Origin of the sequence: Burkholderia sp. M6-3 (assembly GCF_050858985.1) — a bacterium.
Classification (GTDB): domain Bacteria; phylum Pseudomonadota; class Gammaproteobacteria; order Burkholderiales; family Burkholderiaceae; genus Paraburkholderia; species Paraburkholderia caledonica.
Genome location: NZ_CP110091.1, coordinates 1,301,864 through 1,322,962, shown reverse-complemented (window position 1 = coordinate 1,322,962; position 21,099 = coordinate 1,301,864). Strand labels below are relative to the sequence as shown.

Below are 21,099 nucleotides of genomic sequence, written 5' to 3'. Positions count from 1 at the left end.
AACCCATGCCACACCACGCAGCCGGCCCGGCGTCCGCGTTCACATCTTCCGCTGCGCCACCGCCGCCGGCCAGCCTGTGCGCGCTTCGACCCACTCGGCGAGCCTCAGCAAATCGGCGTCAGCGTGAGCGGCGCCAACCAGTTGCGCGCCGAGAGGCAAGCCCTGTGGCCCGAATCCCACGGGCACGGTCACGGCCGGCACGCCGAGAAACGTCCACGGCGCACAGAACGACGCGTCGCCCGTATAGTCGAGCCCGCGCGGCGGTTCGCCCGTGGCCGGCGCGACCAGCAGTGCATCGAGCGCCATCGCGCCGGTCAGCCAGTCGTGAAAGCGGTGCGCCATCGGCATCTGCACCGCCTTGATGCGCGCGTAGACGGTCGAAGGCAGCTTGCGGCCCTCTTCGACGAGGCCGCGCATTGCCTCGCTCACCAGTTCGGGTGTGCGATCGACGAGTTCGCCGTGCGTGATGGCGGCTTCAACGGACATCAGTTTCAACGCATGTGCAGGCGTTTCGAAGATCTCCGCCGGCAGATCGACCGTGACGATCTCGACCCCGTCTCGTGCCAGCTGAGCCGCGAGCCTGTCGAGCGCGGCCTGCTGCGCCGGCTCGATTGCCCCGCCGGCCTGTTTCGACAGCACGCCGATGCGCCGCGTCCCCGTGCCGCGCGCCGCAACATGGGCGGCGGACCGAACATGCGAGACGTGCGGATCGGCGGCGTCCTCGCCGGTCACGAGCGCCAATGCATAAGCCACGTCCGCGACACGTGTTGCAAACATGCCGACGTGGTCCAGCGACCACGCCAGCGGCAACACGCCTGTGCGCGCAATCGCACCGTAAGTCGGCTTGAAGCCGACGATGCCGCAGTACGCCGCCGGCCGTATCACCGATCCCTGCGTCTGGGTGCCGAGCGCGAGCGGCACGATCCCTGCCGCGACCGCCGCCGCTGAGCCACTCGACGAACCGCCCGGCGTGAACGCGTCATTCCACGGGTTGACGGTCGCGCCCGGCTTACGCCACGCGAACTCGGTCGTCACCGTCTTGCCGATAATCGACGCGCCCGCCGCACGCAAACGCGCGACCACCCACGCATCCCGTTCGGGTCGCCGTCCCTTGTAGGCGAGCGAGTTGAATTCGGTCGGCATGTCGGCGGTATCGATCACGTCCTTTACCGCGACTGGTACGCCCGCCAGCGGCGAGGCCACATCCACGGCATTGACGGGCGCGGCGTCCGGCAAATAACAGAACGCATGCAACGACGCCTGCGATTTGCACGCCGCCTCGTAAGCCTGCGTGACGTACTGCTCGAGTTTCGCCTCGCCCGAGGCGACTTCAGCGCGAATCTGCGAGATAGACGGAATCGGCGCAGCTTTTGAAGAAGAAGAGAACATGGTTATGTAAGCGTCGCAAACGGTGTCAACGGTGTCATTTCGCGGCCAGCGCCGGCTGGATGTAATTCTGCACGATGAACCTGTCGTAGTTCGGCTGCTGCTTCAGGTTGCCGAGGGCGATCTGCGTGTCCATCGCGACAGTCAGCGCTTTCGGCGTGATGCTGACGTTCTTCGGATACACGCCTTCGTCGAGCATACGCTTCACCGCTGCGTCGACCACTGTGGCGTCGAGTGTCGGAAATTCCTTGCGCGCGATCGCCGCCGTTTCCGCAGGATGGCTTTGCATGTAGAGCAGCGCGTTTTGCAGCCCCTTCACAAACCGCGCGGCTGCATCCGGATCGACGCTGCGCTTCGCGGAGATTGACGAAAACGCGTATTCGCCATAGAGCTTCGGAAAGCCGAGCACGACTTTCATGCCTTTCGCGACAGCCTGATCGAGTCCAGGCTCATACATCACCGCGATCTTCGCCTGGCCCGCAACGAGCGGTCCGATCTCCGAGCCGAGCGGCACCTGAAGCAGCTTCACGTCGCTTTGCGACATGCCGTTCTCCTTCAGCAGCTTGAAGAACAGCGACGTGCTGGTTGTCGGCATCTGTCCCGACACGATCACCTGATCTTTCACGTCCTTGATGCCGCTGAACTTCACATCCGGCGCAACGGCGATCCACACCGCCGCACCGTTCACGACATTCGCGATCACATCGACATCGGCGCCTTTCTCCGCGGCCACGGCCGTCCACTCCGGACCATGTAGCGAGAAGTCGGCGCTGCCGGACAGCACGGCCGAAAGCGCCGCGCTCGGACTGCCCGCCGTCTGCTTGTTGACGTCGAGTCCCGCCTTCTCGAAGAATCCGCCGTCTATCGCCACATAGAGCGGCAGATAGAGCATCGACTGGAACGCCTGCGAAATAGTTACTTTCTTTCCGTCGGCCAGTGCCGGTGTTGAAACGCCTGCAACGCTCAGTGCCAAAGCGGTCGTGAGCGCGACGAGCGCCTTTCTTGCGGTGAATGCCATCGTCTGTCCTGTCATGAAGTGGTTGGACTGCCGGAATGCGTTAAACCTTGAGCGTGGTGGTATTCGACGCCTGCCGCCAGGGCAGCAGCTTGCGTTCGAGCATGTCGATCAGAAAGTACAGGACGAATCCAATCGCCATGAGCACGAACAGCCCCTCCCACACGGTGTTGAGGTCGTACAGGCTGGACGCGGTGAAGATCATGTGTCCGAGGCCCTTCTCCGATGAGATGAATTCACCCACCACTGCGCCCACCAGACCGAAGCCGACGTTGATGCGAAACGTGGAGATCACATAGGGCAGCGTGAACGGCACCACCACTTTCATGAACACGTCGTTCTTGTTCGCGCCGAGCGTGACGAGCAACGCCTGCAGGTCGGGATCGGCGTCCTTGGCCGCTTCATACGCGGCAATCAGCGCGACGATCGCGGTCAGCGAAATGGCCAGCGCAACCTTCGAAATGAGCCCGGTGCCGAACCACAGAATCACGATGGGTGCAAACGCGATCTTCGGCACACTGTTGATCGCGACGATAAACGGCTCGATGAGCCGCGCGACGAACGGCGAATACCACAGCGCGAGTCCGCACACCGACCCGACCGCGGTGCCAAACACGAAGCCCAGAATCGCCTCGAAGAGCGTATAACCGGTGTCGATGAAAAGCTGATGCGACTGCACGTCGCGCAAGAGCGCCGCGAGAATTTTCGACGGCGAGCCGACAAGGAAATTCGATACCCAGCCGACGCGCGCCGCGCCTTCCCATATCGCAAAGAAGGCCACTACTGCCGCGAGTTGCAACAGCGAACGCCCCCAGCCGCTGTCGAGCACGAAGCGCGCGCGAGGCTTCGCTGTGCGTTGTGCTGGCGCCGGTTTATTGATGGAAGCGGATTGCGTCATGCTGCTTTCACCTCCGTCTGAATGTCGAGCTCGCCGCATAACGCGTGAAAGTACCCGGCGAAGTTCGGGTCGCTGCGTGCACCGATCGGCGAGCGAGCGGCTATGTCGATGTCATAGATCTTCTTCACCTGCGAAGGCCGGCCGCCCAGTACAACGACGCGCTTCGACAAAGCCACCGCCTCGTCGATGTCGTGCGTGACGAGTACGACTGTCTTGTGAAACGTCTCGACGGCCTCCATCAGCACGCCTTCCAGATACAGGCGCGTCTGGTAGTCGAGCGCCGAGAAAGGCTCGTCCAGCAGAATGATGTCGGGATCGTTAATCAGCGTGCGGATCAGCGCCACGCGCTGACGCATGCCGCCTGACAGCATGCGCGGATACGCATTCTCGAAGCCGGCGAGCCCATACGTATTGAGGTATTCCATCGCCATGTCGCGTGCTTGCGCAGCCGGCATCTTCGAGAGCTCCGGCCCGATCAGCACGTTTTGCAGCACGGTGCGCCATGGCAACAGCAGATCGCGCTGCATCATGTAGCCGACCTTGCCGCGCAAGCCATCGACGCTTTGCCCGCGATAGACGATGTCGCCGCTATCCGCCTCGAGCAGGCCGGCGATCACGTTGAACACCGTTGTTTTGCCGCAGCCCGAAGGCCCGATGATGCTGACGAAATCCCGCTCGTGGATATCGAAGGTCAGACCGCCGAGCACGTCGACGGAACCGAGTTTGTTCGAAAACGATTTACGGATATTGCGTAACGCAAGCTGAACGGACATGTCTGTTCCTCGACGACGTTTTCGGAGTGCATTGCGACAAAGGCGATCGAAATCACGCGCTCTGCTGTGCCGCCAGAAAGCGCCGGCGCATCGGCTTGAGCACGGCAATGGCGAGCAGCGCGGTCGCAATGTCGAGCGTGATCGCGGTCGAAAACACCGGCACCCAGCTTCCCGCATGCTGATGCATCAACGCCGCGAGCGGGCCGCCGAAAATAGAACCGATCCCTTGCGAGATATAGAGCCAGCCGTAGTTCTCGGTGGCGTGCCGCGTGCCGAACGTGTCAGTGAGCGTCGACGGAAACAGCGAGAAGATCTCGCCCCAACCGAAGAACACTACGCCCGACAACAGTACGAACAGCACGGCGTTATCACGCGTGAGCAGCCATAACGCCATGGCCACGCCTTCGAGCGCGAAGGCAAAAAACATCGTGTTCTCGCGCCCCATTCTGTCCGACACCCAGCCGAACAGCGGTCGCGTGAGCCCGTTCGTGAAGCGGTCGATCGTCAACGCCAGCGGCAACGCCGCCATGCCGAACACGAGAACCTTGGTCACGCCGAAGTCGGCGGCGAAGGTGGCCATTTGCGAGGTGACCATGAGGCCCGACGTGGACATCATGGTCATCATCGCGAACATCAGCCAGAAGATCGGCGTCTTCAAGGTCTGCGAAGGGCGAAAATTCTTAACGGCAGGTGCGGAAGCGGAGCCCGGGGCAGCTGCGGCATCATGCGCAGGCGGCACGCGCAAACCCTGCGAAGCGAGCAAACCCACCACTGCGAACGCAATGCCGAATATCCAGAGCGTTGCATCGATGCCGCGCACCTGCAGCGACGTGGCGATCGGGAACGTCGTGACGATTGCGCCCATCCCATAGCCCGCCGCGACGGCGCCCGCAGCAAAGCCGCGATTGGTCGGGAACCAGCGCACCATCAACCCCACCACGCCGACATACACAATGCCGGTGCCGAGACCGCCGACCAGTCCATAAGTGAGGTAGAGCATCGGGGCGCTATGCACCTGTGAGGCCAGCACCCAGCTCAGGCCCGACATGACGGTGCCTATCGAAATCAGCATGCGTGGTCCGAAGCGGTCGATCAGCTTGCCCTGAAACGGCGAGAAGAACGTCTGCAATATGATCAGCAGCGAAAACGTGACCTGTAGTTCAGGCAGTGCAACGCCGAGTTTCGCGGCGAGCGGCTTGGTCATCAGCGTCCATACATATTGCGGACTCGAAATCGCCATCATGCAGACGAGACCGAGCCCGAGTTGAAACCAACGATTGTGGGTCGCGCTCGACGAGACGGCGCCGGCTTCCGTCGACGCGACGGGTGGCAACGAAGATTGCAAACGTGTGGTCATGGTGACTCCATTTACTAGGCGAAGGTCTGCCGGCGCCCGGCAGACGTGCAGCGTCCTGCGGGCCTCGAAGGCCGGACCTGCAATCCGATTGAAAAATAGCGCGCGTGTGCGTCTACCAGCCCGCGGCTGCCCCGTCACTGCGCGGGTCGTAGCCCGCTTCGATCAATCCATCGGGATACCGAACGATTGCGCCGGCATGTCCCATAGCTTCGTCATAGGCTTGCATTGTCTCGACTTCGTGTCCGAGCGCTGCGAGTCGCGCGATCGTGTCCGGAGCGAAACGCGCTTCGAGTTTGAGCGTGTCGGTCGATTGACCCCATGTGCGGCCGAGCAGCCAACGCGGCGCGTCGATCGCGGCCTGAGGATTCCAGCCGAACGTCGCAATGCGCGAGAACACCGCACTTTGCGACTGCGGCTGCCCGTCGCCGCCCATGTTGCCGTAGACCATCGTGCGGCCATCTGCAAAACGTGCGAGCGCCGGGTTCAGCGTATGAAAAGGCCGGCGCAGCGGCATTAGCGGATTGCGCGAGCGCTCGTCGAGCGAGAAGCTGCATCCGCGGTTCTGCCAGTTGATGCCCGTCCCGGCCAGCACCACGCCGCTGCCGAACTCGTGATAAATGCTCTGGATGAAGCTCACCGCCACGCCGTCGCTATCGGTCACGCCGAGCCACACCGTATCGCCCGGCCCGCGACCGGCGCCCCACGGCGCAGCTTGAGTCGACGACACTTGCGCAGCCATTGCGTCGAGCGCGGCAGGCTTTAGCAGTTCGCGTGGATCGACGCGCATGTGGTCCGGATCGGTGATCTCTGCGTCGCGCACCGCGAACGCGAGCTTGGTTGCTTCGACGCAGGCGTGTACGAACTCGGGACCTTGCGGGTCCATCTCTTTCGTCAACACGCGATCGAGAATGCCCAGAATCAGCAACGACACGAGCCCTTGTGTCGGCGGCGGCATGTTGTAGATCGTGCCCAGCGAATGATCGAGAGCGAGCGGCGTTCGCATTCGCGCCTCGTGTCGTTGCAGGTCTGCGAGAGTCAGCAGCGAGCCGGCCGACTGGAGATCACCCGCGATGCTGCGTGCAAGGTCGCCGCGATAGAAGTCGTCGAAGCCCGCGTGGGCCAGACGTTCGAGCGTGGCGGCAAGACGAGGTGCGACGAAGCGCTCGCCCGTGGCAGGCACGCGACCGTCGCAGAGGAAGGTGTCTGTGAAACCCGCGATCGGGCGCAGTTCGGCGAGACGGCTTTGGACACATTGCGACTGACTGCGCGTGACCGGCACGCCGTGCTTCGCGTAATGGATCGCGTCTTCGAGCAGGCGTTCGACCGGCAGCCTGCCGCCCAGCGTTTCAGACGACCAGCGATGCGCGCGCTGCCAGCCGGACACCGTACCGGCCACCGTGTTGGCTGCGAGCGGGCCGCGCGTCGGTATGGCCGAGAGTCCACGCGAGCGGTACTCGTCGACACTCGCCGCCAGTGCCGCCGCACCGCACGCCTCGATACCGACAGGCTCGGCGCCGGGACGCGAGATAAGCCAGAACCCGTCGCCGCCAATGCTGTTCATATGCGGATAGACGACGGCGATCGTCGCCGCGGCAGAGATCATCGCTTCAACGGCGTTGCCGCCTTCGCGCAAGATGGCGAGCGCGCTCTGCGCGGCAAGCGCATGAGGCGCGACCGCCATGCCGCGGGTTCCGCGGGCCGGGTTCAGGAATTCGGAACGCATAAGGTGCACGGGGCTTTTGCTTGTATACATACCCGGTGCTCATGCGAATTCCATGCCAACATCTGCATTTCGCGCAAAGGCCGATTGCAGAAGGCGCTTAACAAATCGTCGCGCCGGAAAGCGTGTTGCTAGATGGTGCCTCGCAACCTCGGTGGTGCATAAGGCGCACTGTGAGGCTCCGAGGCGGTGCGGGCGCGCTGCAGGCGCTCTGAGGTGAGAGTGCGCACTTCCGCCCTGCTTCCTTCTATGTGCCGCCCCAGCAACTCGACTGCCCGGTCAGCCGCAAGGGCGCGGATGGCGGCGAGAATCGCAATGTGTTCGTTGTAAGTGTCGTCGATGCAATCACCGTATACGAGGTCGAGCCGCCGCACTACGCGGATGCGGTCGGTCACGCGCTGCATTGCGGCGCTCAACTCTTCATTGCCGGCGGCGAGCACAAGCGCCTCGTGGAACGCCTCGTCGAGCGCCACCATCTCCCGGCCGTCGCGAACGCGCTGTGCGCGAGGGACGTTCCAGATGCGGTCGAGCCGCTCGAGCATCTGCAAGGCGGTGGCGGATAGGGTTCCGTCAGCGCCAAAGAGCCTGGTGACAGAAAACGTCTCGATCAGCTTGCGCATTTCGTACAGATCTTCGAAGCGCTTGAAGTCGATCGGCACGACTTCCCAGCCGCCGCGTACGTAGCCGCGCATCAGGCCGTCGCTTTGAAGACGTTGCAGCGCCTCTCGCGCAGGTGTGCGCGAAACGCCGAAGCGGTCGGCGATGCTGCCTTCAGTCATACGGTCGCCCGGAAGCAGGCGCATGTCGAAGATATCGTCTCGCACGCTGAAATACACGTGGTCAGCGCGGGACGAGGGAGAGCGGGTTGTGTCTTTCACGCACGAGCCTGGGATTAACAGATCTTCCGGCAGTGACTATCGGTCACCGTCAAAAGATCCGTCAACAAGAATTTAATCAGCAGGTGGCGTTGTTGAACTGACGTTCCCGACTATGTGCATGCACCGAACAGCCTGTCGACCAGATCTTCCTTGTCCAGCTGCCCGACCCACCAATCCAGCGCATGCCCGCCTTTATCTTCACGCCACGCGAGATAGCACTGCGTGTGCTCACGCACGCCGGCAATCCGCCTTGCGACGAGTTTCCCTTCACGTATGGGGCCTTCGGCCACGCGCTCAGGCAGCATGCCTACGGCGATACCTTCGCACAGCGCGCCGACCTTGGCCGCCAGCGTAGGCACTACGATGACGGGTTGGCCGTCGTACGTCGCCACCGATTGAGGCTGTAACTCGCGCGACGTGTCGCTTATGACAGCGCCGCGATATGCGGCAATCGTGCCGCGGTCCAACGGCTCGGTCATCACGGCAAGCGGATGATCCGGGGCCATCACGAATAAATGCCGCAACGCTCCAATCGGCCGCGCCGCGATATTCGCCGCGTGAGGCGGCTCGCCGACTGCGCCCACGGCGAGATCCGCGCGCCCCGTGATCAGCGCATCCCAGACGCCGCCAAGCACCTCGGTGGACATGCGCAACCGCGTGATCGTCTCCATTTCGTAGAAGCTGCGGACATACGGCCACAACGAGTTGAACGGCAGGATTTCATCCAGGCAGATGCAAAGTTCCGACTCCCAACCTCTCTGGATGCCTTGCGCTTTCATTTCGAGCTGTCGCGCCGCTTTGAGCAACTGACGCCCTTCTTCCACGAGTACCCGGCCGGCTTGCGTGAGTCTCGCGCGTCTTCCGCTGCGGTCGAACAGTTCGACGCCCAGATCGCTTTCAATCTTCTGCACGAGATAGGTCAGTGCCGACGGTACTCTGTGCAGCAACTCGGCTGCCTCGGCAAACGTCTCGGTTCTGTCTATTACATCCAGTACTTCAAGCGCTTCAAAGGAAAGCTTTACGGGCATTCGGCATCCTCGGTCCCGCCCAGGTGTTGATACCGAGCATCACGATGCGCAGATCACGGCGGCACCGCTCATTGTAATTCGGAAAGAAGACATGGAGCGCAACGTCCGTACGTGCCAAAACGGCACGTCGTAGTGAAGTGCGACTCATGCGAGGGACGGGATTGTAGAGCGGATATAGAGAAGAAGCGACAAATACCGATACAGCAGACAATTACTGAAATAGCAGCCAAATAGCCACGGCGGATTCCCGCTGTCGGAAACCCGCCGCCGCTGCTTCAGAAAGAATGGCGCATGCCGATACGCACATCCGCCTGCGTGCTCGTGCTCGACGGCGTGAAACTATAGCCGATAACCGCGTTCACGCCATCGGAAGCGCGCAGATAATCACCGGAGATATAAACATCCGTGCGTTTGGACAGCAGGTAGTGAAGCCCGAGCGAGCCCTGATTCCAGTGGTTTCCTTCAAACCGCGTGTGTTGATAACCGCCGTATAGCATCAACGCCGGTGTGAAAGTGTATGACGCGCCGCCCTCGTACACCTGCATATGCGACGTTTGTCCGAGCCCCTTGATCGTCGTGTAGGTGAAGTTGCCGCTCAACATCACATTGCCGATCGTATATGCGGCGCCGACCGCAAAGGCGCCTTGCTTGTCGACGGGGAATGCGGAGGCACTGTACAAATCTGTTACCGCGCCGGTTGCAGGATCGACCGAGACGGTGGGCTGGCCGAGGAAAGTACGCGTGCCGATCATCGCATACGGATCGAATGCGTAGATGCCGAACGGATTGTTCAACTGCGTATAGGCGGCGCCCATGTTGAACGCGCCGTGTTCATAGCGCGCGCCCACGCTCCATGCACTTTTCTGGTGGAAGTCGCCCGCCGTATTGCCGAACGAGTACATGCCGCCAAAAGAAAAACCGGAAATGTCGTTGGAGAGATACTTGATCGAATTCGGCAGCCGGTCGCCGTTCATCCGGTCGAAGTCGCCCTGGTGAATCGCATAACCGCTCGCCCACGCCGATATGTTGTACAGGTAGGCGAATTCTTCGGTCATATCCAGCTGGTTACCGAACGACAGCGTGCCCCAGTTGTTCTTCAGGCCAACATACGCCTGGCGGCCGAATTCGGCACCGCCGAATCCAAGCTGTCCATTGCCCAGGTGGAATCCCGACTCGAGTACGAAGACGGCCTGCAAGCCGCCGCCCAGATCTTCGACGCCTTTGAAGCCGATACGGTTACCGTACGAAATGCCGTCGTCGAACTTAACCTGGTGGGAGCCACCGGCGTTGCTCACGTACGTGATGCCGGCGTCCAGAACGCCATACAGCGTGACACTGCTTTGCGCGTGGACAGCCGTTGACGCGCACACGGCGCTTGCTGCAATAGCGAGTCCCGAAAGACTGACGGCATTTCTCTTCTTCATTGAATTCTCCCCTGCTCTTTGCCTGCGCAATTCGTTGGATAAAGCGATCTCTGCCGCGGCCAATAGCAGGCGCGCGGCGCTTCTCGCATGACGGGCAGTTCGAAACCGGTTGAGACCGATCGATATGGCCTGGCTGTTATTTGTCCAGCATGAAAATTTCGCCAAGCCTGCATCGACGCGTCAAGAATACGGTTCCAGATTTACGACGAGTCGATTAGATGCGACATGAATCTGTCGCCTTGCGACCTTACGAGCGAACAACTCGCGTTGCCTTTTCTACTTCACGCCAAGAGCCGTCTGAACGGCTTGCAGGCCGTTCGCACCGCTCGCGGTGTTGACGCCATCCAGCCACGACTTGAGCAGTTCCGGGTGGCGCTTGAGCGCTTCGGTCGCGGCTACGTCGACACTGGTCTTCTTTTCGAGTACTTCGGTGATTACTCCGTTCTCGATGTCGACATTGAATGTCAGCTGTTTGAAGAGACGATCCACGTTAGGGCATTGTTCCGCGTAGCCGCTACGCGCAACGGTGTTGACCGTGGCGCCGCCGTAGTTCGGGCCGAAGTACTTATCGCCTCCGTCGAGATAAGTCAGCTTGAACTTCGTGTTCATCACATGCGGCTCCCACGCAAGGAACACGATCCACTTCTTCTCGCGTACTGCACGCTCGACCTGAGTAAGCATGCCGGTCTCGCTGGATTCGACGACCTTCCAGCTGTCGAGACCAAACGCTTTATCATCGACCATCTTCTTGATGTTCTGATTGGCCGGCGCGCCGGGTTCGATGCCGTAGATCCTGCTATCGAACTTGTCGGCATTTTTGGCTAGATCCGCGAACGAATGAACGCCCGCCGCCGCCACGTAGTCGGGCACTGCGAGCGTGAACTTCGCATTGCTCAGGTTCGGATGAACGACCACGATCGACTTTTCTTCCTCAAACGGTTTGACGACCGGTGCTTGCGCAGGCATCCAGTTGCCGAGAAACACGTCGATTTGCCCTTTTTTCAGGCCCTGATACGTGATCGGCACAGAAAGGTTCGCCACCTTCTGTTTATAGCCGAGCGCCTTCAGCACGACGCCCGTCATCGCATTGGTGGCGTCGATATCGGTCCATCCAGGCCCCGCCATGTTCACCTGCATGCACGATTGCGGCTCCGCGGCCGACGCGAAACTAGCTGCTGCGCATAGCAGCGCAACGCTGGACATCGCCTGTTTGAATAGCTTGTTCATCATCGCGGCTTTCCTGTGAGTGAGTGAGAAGTAAGCATGTAGCGACCGGTCAGTGCGCAACCGCCGGGAAGCGTGCCATTGCTTCCAGCGTGTCCAGATCGATGTGATTGCGCATGTAACGCTGACTTGCATCGACCCGTGGTTGCCAGTCCCATGAAGCAACTGTGCCTTGGGTGGTGGCGGCGAAATGAAAGCGTCGACGGCGCTGGCTTTGCAGCACTTCATCGTGCAGCGCAGCAAGATCCCAGCGCGCGGCAATCTCGTTGCGCAATTCCTCTATCTGAGCGGCGTATTCAGCTTTCGGCGCGAGGTTCACACGTTCGAGCGGATCGGCTTCGACGTCGTACAGCTGGTCTGGGTCGGCAGGCGAGTGTATGAATTTGAAGCGTCCGCGCCGCAGCATCACGATCGGCGCAATAGCGCCTTCCGCAAGATACTCGCCGACTGCTTCGTCATGACCGCCCTGCGTTCCTCGGAGGTGCGGCACGAGACTGTGTCCGTCGAGCGAATCGGGCCATGCCGCCGGTTGTTCGCCGCGCGCCAGTTCGACCAGTGTCGGCAGCAGATCGAGATGCGACACGGAAGCCTTCACGCGATGCGCGTCGAATTGCTGCGGTGCGTGCACGATCAGCGGCACGCGGCAGCCGCCTTCAAAAAAGGTCATCTTGTACCAAAGGCCACGCTCGCCGAGCATCTCGCCATGATCGGAAGTGACGACAATAATCGTGTCCTCCGCGAGCCCGGCCTGGTCGAGCGCTTCGAGAATGGCACCGAACTGGTCGTCGACATAGGAAATCGCGCCGTAATAGGCGCGGCGTGCGTTGCGGATCTGCTGGTCGGTCGGCGGCGTGCGGTCGGTTTCGCAAACGTGACGCAAGCGCCTCGAGTGAGGATCGGCTACGTCGAATGAGTCGCGATGCGCGGGCATGTCGATATCGTCATCCCGATACATGTTCCAGTACTTTTCGGGAATGGCGTAAGGATCATGAGGATGTGTCAGCGAGGCGACCATGCAGAACGGCCTCTTGTCCTTTCCCGCGTGCCGCTCACGGGCAATGTCGAAGAGCTTCTGGCGCGTCGTGAACGTGACTTCATCGTCGAAATCGAGCTGGTTCGTGCGCACGCACGGCCCGGCGTCGATAACAGAACTCATGTTGTGATACCACGTTGGACGCGCTTCGAAATCGTCCCAGTTCGGCGTCCAGCCGAAGTCTGCCGGGTAAATGTCCGTGGTAAGGCGCTCTTCGAAACCGTGCAACTGATCCGCGCCGCAGAAATGCATTTTTCCCGAGAGAATCGTGCGATATCCTTCAGCGCGAAGGTAATGCGCGAATGTCAGTGTTTGCGACGGAAATTCTGCGGCATTGTCGTACGCGCCAATTGCAGACGGCAATTTGCCGGACAGAAAAGAAAAGCGCGACGGCGCACACAGCGGGCTCGCGCAATATGCAGAATCGAATACCACACCCTGCTTTGCGAGGCGGTCGAGGTTGGGTGTTCTGGTTAGCGGGTGCCCATAAGCGGCGAGCGCAAATGGAGTCATCTGGTCGGCCATCAGAATGAGAATATTCTTTTTGCTGTCAAGCATGGAGCGCGCCTTGAATAGAATCATGGATGTCAGTGCAACTACCTATGCCGGTGCGATCGCAGACACGAATAGAACCGTAGGTGGCGGTCCGCGTGCGGCATCTGCACCACTATTGCCGGTCAATTCGGCGCTGTGAAGACGGCAATTCGTTATGTGCCTATAAGGGGGTGTTATGTCGAGGCAGGACCGCTTGCCGCCAATGCAGGCATTGACGATGTTCGAATCTGCCGCGCGTCTCGCGAGTTTCACCGCGGCCGCGCGAGAGCTAGGTTCCACCCAGCCGGCAGTGAGCCAGCGCATCGTGCAACTCGAAGAGACGCTGGGCGCGCCGCTTTTCGAACGCGGTCATCGCGGTGTCCGGCTCACCGAAGACGGCGAGCGGCTTTTCGATGCGGTGCGTCTTGCGCTCGACACCATCCGTCATGCCACTGCCGAAATTCGCGCGCGCCGCACGCCGCAAACGCTCACTCTGTCCACCGACTTTGGTTTCGCCACTTACTGGCTGATGCCGCGGCTTTCGCAATTCAAGGCGCTGATGCCTGATGTCGACGTGAAGATCATCACGTCGCAGAGTGTGTTCGATCCTTCGCACGATCACGCGGACGTGGCAATCGCATTTGGCGACGAACATGCGGACTGGAACGCGCGCAGCGTCATCAAGCTCTTTCCGGAGCGTGTCACGCCGGTGTGCAGCCCCGCGTTTCTCGCGGCACATCCACCGCTGATGTCGCCGTCCGAGTTGCTCGCGCTGCCGCTTCTGCACCTTGAACCGACGCAGCCTGCGCGCTGGGTGTCGTGGGCCGACTGGTTCGCGGCGCACGGGCTCGTTGCGCCCGCTGCGCACCGCGGCATCACGTTCAACAGCTTCACCCTCGTCGCCCATGCGGCGATCATGGGCCAAGGCGTGGCGCTCGGCTGGGCGCCGCTCATCCACGAACTGCTCGCCACCGGCCAACTCGTCGAGCTGTTCGACACTCCGGTGGTCACCGAGCGCGGCTACATGCTGGTCACGCAGCGCGCGGCAACGCCCGCAGTCGACGCTTTCCGCCAATGGCTGCTCGGCGAATGCGGGCTCGACGCGGAATAGCTATCTGGCGTTCCGGTTCCATTGCCACGGCGATTCGCTTCTATCCGCGCCGCGCATGAATTTGCTCTACTGCGACGATGCATGCCGCGCCCCGCGGCATCCCCCTTCGTTTATGTGGAGAGCGCATGTCCGCCGATTCCCGTCCTGATCCACTGGTTCTTACCGTCGCGTGTCCGAGCGCCGCGGGCCAGGTTGCCGCCGTTGTCGGCTTTCTCGACCGGCATCATTGTTATATCGACGAACTCACCGTTTTCGACGACGAGCTCAGTGAGCGCTTTTTCGTGCGCTGCGTTTTTCACGGCGTGGATGCGAACGAGACGCGAAATATCGCGGCACTCAAACGCGAATTCGAGCCGATTGCCGAGCGCTTTCGTATGACCTGGGCAATGCACGACGTCAGCACGCGTCCCAAAGTACTCATCATGGTGTCGAAGCTCGAGCACTGTCTCGCGGACCTGCTATTTCGGTGGCGAATGGGCGAGCTCAAGATGGACATTGTCGGCATTGGCTCGAATCACCGCGATCTCGAACCGCTCGCGCAGCAACACGGGTTGCCGTTTCACCATTTGCCCATCACCGCCGATACAAAACCGCAGCAGGAAGCACGCTTGCTCGATCTATTCGAGACTTCCGGCGCCGAACTGATGATTCTCGCGCGCTACATGCAGATCCTTTCGGGCGAGACGAGCCGTGCACTCGCTGCACGCGCGATCAACATTCACCATTCGTTTCTGCCCGGCTTCAAGGGTGCGAAACCCTATCACCAGGCGCATGCGCGCGGCGTTAAGCTGATCGGCGCGACCGCGCACTTCGTGACCGACGACCTCGACGAAGGTCCGATCATCGAGCAGGTCGTTGAGCGAGTCGATCATTCGTACAGTCCGGAGCGCCTGCTCGCCACCGGACGCGACGTCGAGTGCATTACGCTCGCTCGCGCGGTCAAGGCGTTTATCGAGCGGCGGGTGTTTATCAACGGCGACAGAACCGTCGTGCTGCAATAGTGCTGCAATAAGCAAAAGAAAAACGCCGCTTATCAAAGCGGCGTTTTTTTTCTTCGATGCGAGGACAGCTAAAGCTCTGTCTACTTAACCCAGCTATCCACTCGATCGCCGTGTGCGCTAATCCACGCGTCGGCAGCGGCCGTCGGCTTCTCGCCGTTCTGCGTGGCGAGCATCACGCTGTCGATCTCACCCGGCTTCCACTGGAACTTCTTCAGGAACGCGACGACGGGCGGCGCCTTCTTTTCCAGTTCAGGATTGACGACGCTGTCCACGTGCTCCGCCTCACCAAACACTTTCTTCGGATCTTCAAGGAACTTGAGCTTGTACTTTGCGAACATCCAGTGCGGCTTCCAGCCGGTTACGATGATTGGCTTGCTCGCCGCTTCCGATCGCGCGAGTTCCGCGGTCATTGCGCTGCCCGAACTCGGCATCAGCTTGTAGTCGAGCCCGTAAGCCTTGATTGCCTCGCTGGTTTTCTGCATCACGCCCGCACCTGCGTCGATACCGACAATGCGCGAGCCGAACTCCGCTTTCTTCGCTTCCAGGTCGCCGACCGTTTTCACGTCGAGATTGTCGGGCACGATAAGACCGATCTTCGCGTCGTTGAAATTCGGACCGAGATCGACCACTTTGTCCTTGAAATTGTTCCAGTACGCACCGTGCGTGACCGGCAGCCATGCGGACAGCGTCGCGTCGAGATCGCCCCGCGCCACGCCCTGCCACATCACACCCGCTGCAACCGGTACGAGTTGCACCTGATAACCCAGGCGTTTTTCGATTACGCGGGCGGCGACGTTCGATGTCGCGACACTATCGTCCCAGCCTTCCACGTAACCGATCTTGATGGTCGGCTTCGTATCCGCCGGGGCGCTTACGCTGGTTGCCGCCAGCGCCGCACTCAGAGTGCTCAACACCAGTATCTTTTTGATCAGTCTCATCGCCGTTCTCCCGTTTGCCGTCTAAAAACAACCCATTGAGCATTTAGAATCGCCAGCCAGAATTGCCCGGTAACGTTGTTTTGCGACACATAGTTGTCCGCACGCGACCTGGCTCTTCTGCTTGCTGCCGCGACTCACGGCAGTTTGTTACTGACTGTTGGCGCCAGTCACTTCTCTACGACGAGATCGGTGAGCGGCTTGCTGCAGCAGAGCAGCACCATGCCTTGATCGATTTCCCGCTGACGAATGCCGCCCGCGTGTTTCATTGCCACCTCGCCCGATACCAGCTTCACCTTGCAGGTCCCGCACATGCCCTGCGTGCACGATGCCGGCAGGCGCACGCCCGCTTTCTTCGCGGCATCCAGCACATGCTGGCCGCTGTCGCATTCGATTTCACGGTTGCTTTTCGTAAAGCTGACCTTGTAGCGCGTCTGCACTTCGGCCACGCCGGGTGCGGCAGCCGGCTCGAAAGCCGGCGCCTGTTCCCGGGCTTCTACAAAGCTCTCGGCAGTTGCCGGCTCGGCCGCGTTTTGCAACACCTCGGCGACATGCACGGTAGCCAGTTGTGCGGCGACCTCGCTGACCGTGCCGAACGAAAAGCTTTCCTCATGATAATGCCCGCGATCGAAACCGCCCTCGTCCAGCAGGTTGCGTACTGCTTGCATGTACGGCGTGGGCCCGCAAGTGAAAATCTCGCGTTCGAGAAAGTCCGGTGCAATCAGCTTGAGTAAGGGCAATGTCAGAAAACCCGTCACGCCTGGCCAGTTCGTGCGCGCGCCAACCCGCTCGCAAACAAATGCCGTACGAAAACGCGCGTGATTTGACGCGATCAGGTCGAGTTCGCGGGCGAAGATAATGTCGTCGGGCGTGCGGGCGCTGTGCACGAAGACAATGTCGCTGTCCTCGCCGAGTTCGTGATGTGCACGACTCATCGACATCAGCGGCGTAATGCCTGAACCCGCCGACAGAAACAGCAGCTTGCGCGCCGGGTGACGAGCACACGTGAATTCGCCCGCCGGCCCCAGCACGCGAACTTCGCCGCCCACCTGCAGATTGTCATGCAGCCAGTTCGATACTTTGCCGCCCGGCACACGCTTTACCGTAATGGAGATGGTGTGCGGACGCGTAGGCGGCGAGGAGATCGTATAGCAACGGTTGATCGACTCACCGTCGATATCCAGTTCGAGCGTGATGAACTGTCCCGGCTCGAACACGAAGGTCCGTTCGCCCGGCGCGCGGAAGAAAAAGCTCTTCACATCATGCGTTTCCTGACGCACATGGCAGCACACCAGTGTTTCGTCCACATCGCTGTTCCACCGCGCGGGCAGCGTGTCCCAGAAGCGCGGCTGCGTAACACGGCTTGTTGCGTATTGCGATGCCGGCTCGGTGCCGAGCTGAAACGTCGCCTGATCGCGCATCATTGTTTTCTCCCGCTCCTGGTTGCGATCGTGCGCTCAGCGCTTGAAGGACACGACTTTCTCGCCGAATGCAGACGGCTCCGCATCGTGCGTCTGCGGCGCGTTGCTGTAGTCTGCGATGCGGCCGATGTACCACTCGCAGAACTTCTCCACGAGACCTTCTGTGAACGGCGAATACGGACCCGGCTCATAGGCGCTGCTCGTTGCGCCGCGTTGCGAGTATTCAACGAGTGCGCGGTCCTGATCATTGGTCGCGCGCCAAACGGCCGTCAGGTTGTTGACGTCGTAGTCGATGCCTTCGCGCGCGTCCTTGTGCACGAGCCATTTCGTGCGCACGAGCGTTTTGCCGGCCGAAAGCGGAATCACCGAGAAGCTCACAATGTGATCGCTCATGAAGTGATGCCACGAATTGGGCTGCGTCCAGAACGACAAACCGCCAAGATCGGCCTGCTCGAAGCCGCCGAGCAGTTTCTTGGACGCCACTTTCGCGTCCAGGGTCTGCGATTCGCCATCGCGATCGAGCGGCAGACGTTGCGTGCGGAAACCGGTAACGAGATCCGCGAGCCGGTCGATTTCCGCCGACGGCAGCTTCATTGCTTCCCATTGCGCGGTACGGCGAGCAACTGTCTCTTCGAAAGCCGCCATGCCTTCTTCGTTAGCCGGTGTACGTTGATAGCCGAAACCGTATTCGTAAAGCGAAATGGTCAGCTCAGGATGGTTCGCGACGCAGTGATAGCACTCGCGATTGTTCTCCATCGTCAGCTTCCAGTTGCCTTCTTCGATGATGTCGATCGACGCTGCGATCTTGCAGCCGGCCAGCTGATGCGGTGCCAGGTACGGCTCCATTGCCGCGCGCATGACGGAAAAGTCGGCGGGCGGATTGTCCGCCAGACAGATAAAGATGAGTCCCGCGAGGTTCTCGACGTGGACTTTCTTCAAGCTGTGCTTGCAGCGGTCGAACTGGTCGCCCATATGCTCGGCGAACATCAGATCGCCGTTCAGGTTATACGTCCAGCTGTGATACGGGCACACGATATTGCCGAGTGAACCCTTGTCGGTATTGCACAAGCGTGCGCCGCGATGACGACAGACGTTGTGAAACGCCCGTACCTGCATGTCGTCGTCGCGTACGATCAGAATGGAATCCTGCCCGATTTCCACCGTGATGTAATCGCCCGGCTCGGGCACGTCTGGCTCAACCGCGACCTGAATCCAGTGCTGGCGGAAGATCACGTCCATGTCGAGCGCGAAGATTTCCTCGCTCGTATAGAACGGCGCTTCCAGCGTGTAATTCTTCTTGCGGCGTTCGATCATTGCGCGAACGTCTGCGGAAACTTTCATTGTGTGCTCCGTTGCGTGTCACGTCTGGCGCCGCGCCAAGCCCTCCTGGCCGCATGCTCGCCTGAACCGGAAATCAGTAATCTACGAGTTGATGCTCGCGCAAATACGCCAGAATCACTTGTGCTTTTTCGACGGAACTCCCTTCAATTACGACGCTGCCGCCGCGGCTTTCCGTCGTGGTCGCCGAGAGCATCCGGGCGTGGCCCGAGCGCTTCTCGGCTGCGGCGAGACGCACCGGCTTGCTGCTCGCCGGGCGAATAGTCCAGGCGAGCTCCGTCGCCTGAGCGGGTGCCGCACAGGCGACCGGGTGAATGGTCCCTTCGCGCTGCCGTGCATAGGCATAGGTCGGCGTTGCGTTTGCCATCGGATGCACGGCGATCAGTGCGGGCAATTGCACCTCGACACGGCGGCGCAAGCCCTTGGGCATGAATTGCCGAACTTGTGCGCACCCGTCCTTCACGACGACATCGACAGCCGCGCCGACGAGCGGAATGCCGAGCGCGTTCGCCACCCGATACGGCAGCATGCCGCTGTCGAAAGCGCCTTCGGCTCGCGTGCCGGTCAGCACGAGATCGTAGCCGGGCAGACGCGCGGCTAGGAGCGCCGCGCCATCGGCTTGCGACCCGTCTGCGCTGGGAAAGGCAAGCACTTCAACCGAGCGCGCGCCTAGCGCCAGATATTCCTGTAGCGCGGGATTCGCAGGGTCGCCGGCATGCAGCACGTCGAGTGTCGCAGCATGCTCCTTTGCGAGCGTCAAGGCCAGCGTCAGAGCGGCCGCGTCGTTACGGCTGTAGCGCGCAACGCCGCTCACCGGATGTCGGCCCACGGAAACGAGAACGGCGATTTTCATGCGAGCGCTCCTTCCGCTACAGCCTTCGAGTTAAGTAATGCAGCACCTGTGCCGCGTGCAGTGCGGGCCGCGGCAGCCGCGTCATTGAGTGCCGCGATGGTTTCCTGCGCGTCGGCAATGACGGTCAGGTTCGCACGCTTGGCGATGGGCGCGCTCGCATCCAGATTCACCGCGATCACATGCCGGCAATCCTTGATGCCTTGCAAATGCTGCACGGCGCCGGATATGCCAAACGCGATATACACGCTGGCTTCAACGGTCTTGCCGGTCGCGCCGATCTGCTTGTCACGTGTGAATTTGCCGTCGTCCACTGCGACACGGCTTGCACCGATCGCCGCGCCGAGCGTGGCCGCGAGACGCTCGAACGCAGGCACATCGCTGACTCCGTTGCCCGCGGAGACGATGAAGTCCGCTTCTTCCAGCGCGAGCTGCGCTGCGTCCATCTCCTCGATGCCGAGATCGCGCACGATGCCTTTGGTGGCAGTGGGTTCCCCATCGAATCGCCATGCGACTCGCTCTCCCGCGCCGACAAACGGCAGCTTGGGATCGACCGCATTCGGCGCAAGCAGTATCACTTCTGGCAGCGCACACGAAGCGAACGCAGTGTTCGCATGCGCATACGCGGCCACGTGAGACGCGTCGATTTCGACGACGTGTGTCGCGACGCTCGCATTTGCCGCCGCCGCATACCGGCGGCCAAGATCGCCGTCGCCGATCGCATTGTCGGGCAGGAACAGATGCACTGGCGCATATGCCGCGACGCACGCGGCGAGCGCGTTCAATTCGTCGTCCGGCGCAAAATGGCGACGATCGAACGAAGGCAACTCGATCAGCTTGTCAGCGCCCAATGCGCCAGCGTCGCCCGTAAATTCGCCGAATACGAGCAGCACGATCTCGGTGGTGGCATCGGCGATCAATGCGGCGGCGGCCAGCGTCTGGCGCGCGTGATCGTCGAGCGCGCCACGGTCGGCGTGCGCCGCCACCAGCATCACATGCTGCGGCGTGGCACTCGTGCGGCGCGGCTTCGGTTGTTCACGATGCGCGGCGCCCGATGCGGCGAAATCCATTTCGCCCGCCACACCGGTCGCGCCCAGCGTGATGCGTCTGAGTCCGTCAACGGTGATCGTGAACGGGCGGCGCGGATCGATTCGTTTGATTGTGTTCATCGCG

The 21,099-nt window shown here is 61.2% G+C and carries 18 protein-coding genes; 2 read left to right on the top strand and 16 right to left on the bottom strand.

The window, feature by feature from the left end; translation table 11 throughout:
* Positions 1-39 precede the first annotated feature (39 nt).
* The 11 genes from OH764_RS23185 to betC all read right to left on the bottom strand — a co-directional run bounded on the left by OH764_RS23185 (position 40) and on the right by betC (position 13,294).
* The gene (locus OH764_RS23185; RefSeq protein ID WP_498850958.1) at positions 40-1,389 is read right to left on the bottom strand and encodes an amidase; all 1,350 of its coding nucleotides are present in this window, start codon (positions 1,387-1,389) and stop codon (positions 40-42) included.
* A 34-nt stretch (positions 1,390-1,423) separates the two neighbouring features.
* Positions 1,424-2,404, bottom strand: a complete 981-nt coding sequence (locus OH764_RS23180) for an ABC transporter substrate-binding protein (protein ID WP_498850957.1) — start codon at positions 2,402-2,404, stop codon at positions 1,424-1,426.
* A gap of 40 nt (positions 2,405-2,444) precedes the next feature.
* Positions 2,445-3,299 (bottom strand): ABC transporter permease, encoded by an 855-nt coding sequence (locus OH764_RS23175; protein ID WP_020067519.1) that lies wholly within the window; start codon positions 3,297-3,299, stop codon positions 2,445-2,447.
* Entirely contained in the window at positions 3,296-4,072 is a 777-nt protein-coding gene (locus OH764_RS23170) for an ABC transporter ATP-binding protein (RefSeq protein ID WP_027779838.1), read from the bottom strand. The genes OH764_RS23175 and OH764_RS23170 overlap by 4 nt, the downstream gene beginning before the upstream one ends.
* A gap of 52 nt (positions 4,073-4,124) precedes the next feature.
* Positions 4,125-5,429 carry an oxalate/formate MFS antiporter gene (gene oxlT, locus OH764_RS23165; protein ID WP_498850956.1) on the bottom strand — a complete coding sequence of 435 codons (1,305 nt, stop codon included), beginning with the start codon at positions 5,427-5,429 and terminating at the stop codon, positions 4,125-4,127.
* A 112-nt stretch (positions 5,430-5,541) separates the two neighbouring features.
* The gene (locus OH764_RS23160) at positions 5,542-7,152 is read right to left on the bottom strand and encodes a gamma-glutamyltransferase family protein (protein WP_498850955.1); all 1,611 of its coding nucleotides are present in this window, start codon (positions 7,150-7,152) and stop codon (positions 5,542-5,544) included.
* Positions 7,153-7,280: 128 nt separating this feature from the next.
* Positions 7,281-7,952, bottom strand: coding sequence for a GntR family transcriptional regulator (locus tag OH764_RS23155; protein ID WP_498850954.1), 672 nt, complete (start codon positions 7,950-7,952; stop codon positions 7,281-7,283).
* Positions 7,953-8,137: 185 nt separating this feature from the next.
* Positions 8,138-9,055, bottom strand: coding sequence for a lysR-family transcriptional regulator (locus OH764_RS23150; protein ID WP_498850953.1), 918 nt, complete (start codon positions 9,053-9,055; stop codon positions 8,138-8,140).
* 275 nt (positions 9,056-9,330) lie between these two features.
* The gene (locus OH764_RS23145) at positions 9,331-10,479 is read right to left on the bottom strand and encodes a porin (RefSeq protein WP_498850952.1); all 1,149 of its coding nucleotides are present in this window, start codon (positions 10,477-10,479) and stop codon (positions 9,331-9,333) included.
* A 276-nt stretch (positions 10,480-10,755) separates the two neighbouring features.
* Positions 10,756-11,709, bottom strand: a complete 954-nt coding sequence (locus OH764_RS23140; protein WP_498850951.1) for a choline ABC transporter substrate-binding protein — start codon at positions 11,707-11,709, stop codon at positions 10,756-10,758.
* 46 nt (positions 11,710-11,755) lie between these two features.
* Positions 11,756-13,294 (bottom strand): choline-sulfatase, encoded by a 1,539-nt coding sequence (betC, locus tag OH764_RS23135; protein ID WP_498850950.1) that lies wholly within the window; start codon positions 13,292-13,294, stop codon positions 11,756-11,758.
* A 172-nt stretch (positions 13,295-13,466) separates the two neighbouring features.
* Between betC and OH764_RS23130 the strand changes: the two genes are divergently transcribed.
* Both OH764_RS23130 and purU read left to right on the top strand, forming a co-directional pair.
* Positions 13,467-14,381, top strand: a complete 915-nt coding sequence (locus OH764_RS23130) for a LysR family transcriptional regulator (RefSeq protein ID WP_498850949.1) — start codon at positions 13,467-13,469, stop codon at positions 14,379-14,381.
* A 125-nt stretch (positions 14,382-14,506) separates the two neighbouring features.
* Positions 14,507-15,382: a formyltetrahydrofolate deformylase gene (purU, locus tag OH764_RS23125; protein ID WP_498850948.1), complete on the top strand. Its 876-nt coding sequence runs from the start codon at positions 14,507-14,509 to the stop codon at positions 15,380-15,382.
* Between the two features lie 80 nt (positions 15,383-15,462).
* On the opposite strand, the gene OH764_RS23120 is transcribed toward purU, so the two are convergent.
* The 5 genes from OH764_RS23120 to OH764_RS23100 form a co-directional block, all read right to left on the bottom strand.
* Positions 15,463-16,320 carry a glycine betaine ABC transporter substrate-binding protein gene (locus OH764_RS23120; RefSeq protein WP_020067508.1) on the bottom strand — a complete coding sequence of 286 codons (858 nt, stop codon included), beginning with the start codon at positions 16,318-16,320 and terminating at the stop codon, positions 15,463-15,465.
* Between the two features lie 167 nt (positions 16,321-16,487).
* Positions 16,488-17,741, bottom strand: a complete 1,254-nt coding sequence (locus OH764_RS23115; protein ID WP_087750779.1) for an FAD-binding oxidoreductase — start codon at positions 17,739-17,741, stop codon at positions 16,488-16,490.
* A 33-nt stretch (positions 17,742-17,774) separates the two neighbouring features.
* Positions 17,775-19,079: an aromatic ring-hydroxylating oxygenase subunit alpha gene (locus OH764_RS23110; protein WP_214882905.1), complete on the bottom strand. Its 1,305-nt coding sequence runs from the start codon at positions 19,077-19,079 to the stop codon at positions 17,775-17,777.
* 73 nt (positions 19,080-19,152) lie between these two features.
* Entirely contained in the window at positions 19,153-19,929 is a 777-nt protein-coding gene (locus OH764_RS23105) for an electron transfer flavoprotein subunit beta/FixA family protein (protein ID WP_498850947.1), read from the bottom strand.
* Positions 19,926-21,095, bottom strand: coding sequence for an electron transfer flavoprotein subunit alpha/FixB family protein (locus tag OH764_RS23100; protein ID WP_498850946.1), 1,170 nt, complete (start codon positions 21,093-21,095; stop codon positions 19,926-19,928). Before OH764_RS23100 ends, OH764_RS23105 begins: the two co-directional genes overlap by 4 nt.
* Positions 21,096-21,099: the final 4 nt, after the last annotated feature.

Excerpts from the sequence above, each read along its gene's own strand:
- OH764_RS23185 (WP_498850958.1), bottom strand. The coding sequence starts at position 1,389 with ATGTTCTCTTCTTCTTCAAAAGCTGCGCCGATTCCGTCTATCTCGCAG.
- OH764_RS23180 (WP_498850957.1), bottom strand. The coding sequence starts at position 2,404 with ATGGCATTCACCGCAAGAAAGGCGCTCGTCGCGCTCACGACCGCTTTG.
- OH764_RS23175 (WP_020067519.1), bottom strand. The coding sequence starts at position 3,299 with ATGACGCAATCCGCTTCCATCAATAAACCGGCGCCAGCACAACGCACA.
- OH764_RS23170 (WP_027779838.1), bottom strand. The coding sequence starts at position 4,072 with ATGTCCGTTCAGCTTGCGTTACGCAATATCCGTAAATCGTTTTCGAAC.
- oxlT (WP_498850956.1), bottom strand. The coding sequence starts at position 5,429 with ATGACCACACGTTTGCAATCTTCGTTGCCACCCGTCGCGTCGACGGAA.
- OH764_RS23160 (WP_498850955.1), bottom strand. The coding sequence starts at position 7,152 with ATGCGTTCCGAATTCCTGAACCCGGCCCGCGGAACCCGCGGCATGGCG.
- OH764_RS23155 (WP_498850954.1), bottom strand. The coding sequence starts at position 7,952 with ATGCGCCTGCTTCCGGGCGACCGTATGACTGAAGGCAGCATCGCCGAC.
- OH764_RS23150 (WP_498850953.1), bottom strand. The coding sequence starts at position 9,055 with ATGCCCGTAAAGCTTTCCTTTGAAGCGCTTGAAGTACTGGATGTAATA.
- OH764_RS23145 (WP_498850952.1), bottom strand. The coding sequence starts at position 10,479 with ATGAAGAAGAGAAATGCCGTCAGTCTTTCGGGACTCGCTATTGCAGCA.
- OH764_RS23140 (WP_498850951.1), bottom strand. The coding sequence starts at position 11,709 with ATGATGAACAAGCTATTCAAACAGGCGATGTCCAGCGTTGCGCTGCTA.
- betC (WP_498850950.1), bottom strand. The coding sequence starts at position 13,294 with ATGCTTGACAGCAAAAAGAATATTCTCATTCTGATGGCCGACCAGATG.
- OH764_RS23130 (WP_498850949.1), top strand. The coding sequence starts at position 13,467 with ATGTCGAGGCAGGACCGCTTGCCGCCAATGCAGGCATTGACGATGTTC.
- purU (WP_498850948.1), top strand. The coding sequence starts at position 14,507 with ATGTCCGCCGATTCCCGTCCTGATCCACTGGTTCTTACCGTCGCGTGT.
- OH764_RS23120 (WP_020067508.1), bottom strand. The coding sequence starts at position 16,320 with ATGAGACTGATCAAAAAGATACTGGTGTTGAGCACTCTGAGTGCGGCG.
- OH764_RS23115 (WP_087750779.1), bottom strand. The coding sequence starts at position 17,741 with ATGATGCGCGATCAGGCGACGTTTCAGCTCGGCACCGAGCCGGCATCG.
- OH764_RS23110 (WP_214882905.1), bottom strand. The coding sequence starts at position 19,079 with ATGAAAGTTTCCGCAGACGTTCGCGCAATGATCGAACGCCGCAAGAAG.
- OH764_RS23105 (WP_498850947.1), bottom strand. The coding sequence starts at position 19,929 with ATGAAAATCGCCGTTCTCGTTTCCGTGGGCCGACATCCGGTGAGCGGC.
- OH764_RS23100 (WP_498850946.1), bottom strand. The coding sequence starts at position 21,095 with ATGAACACAATCAAACGAATCGATCCGCGCCGCCCGTTCACGATCACC.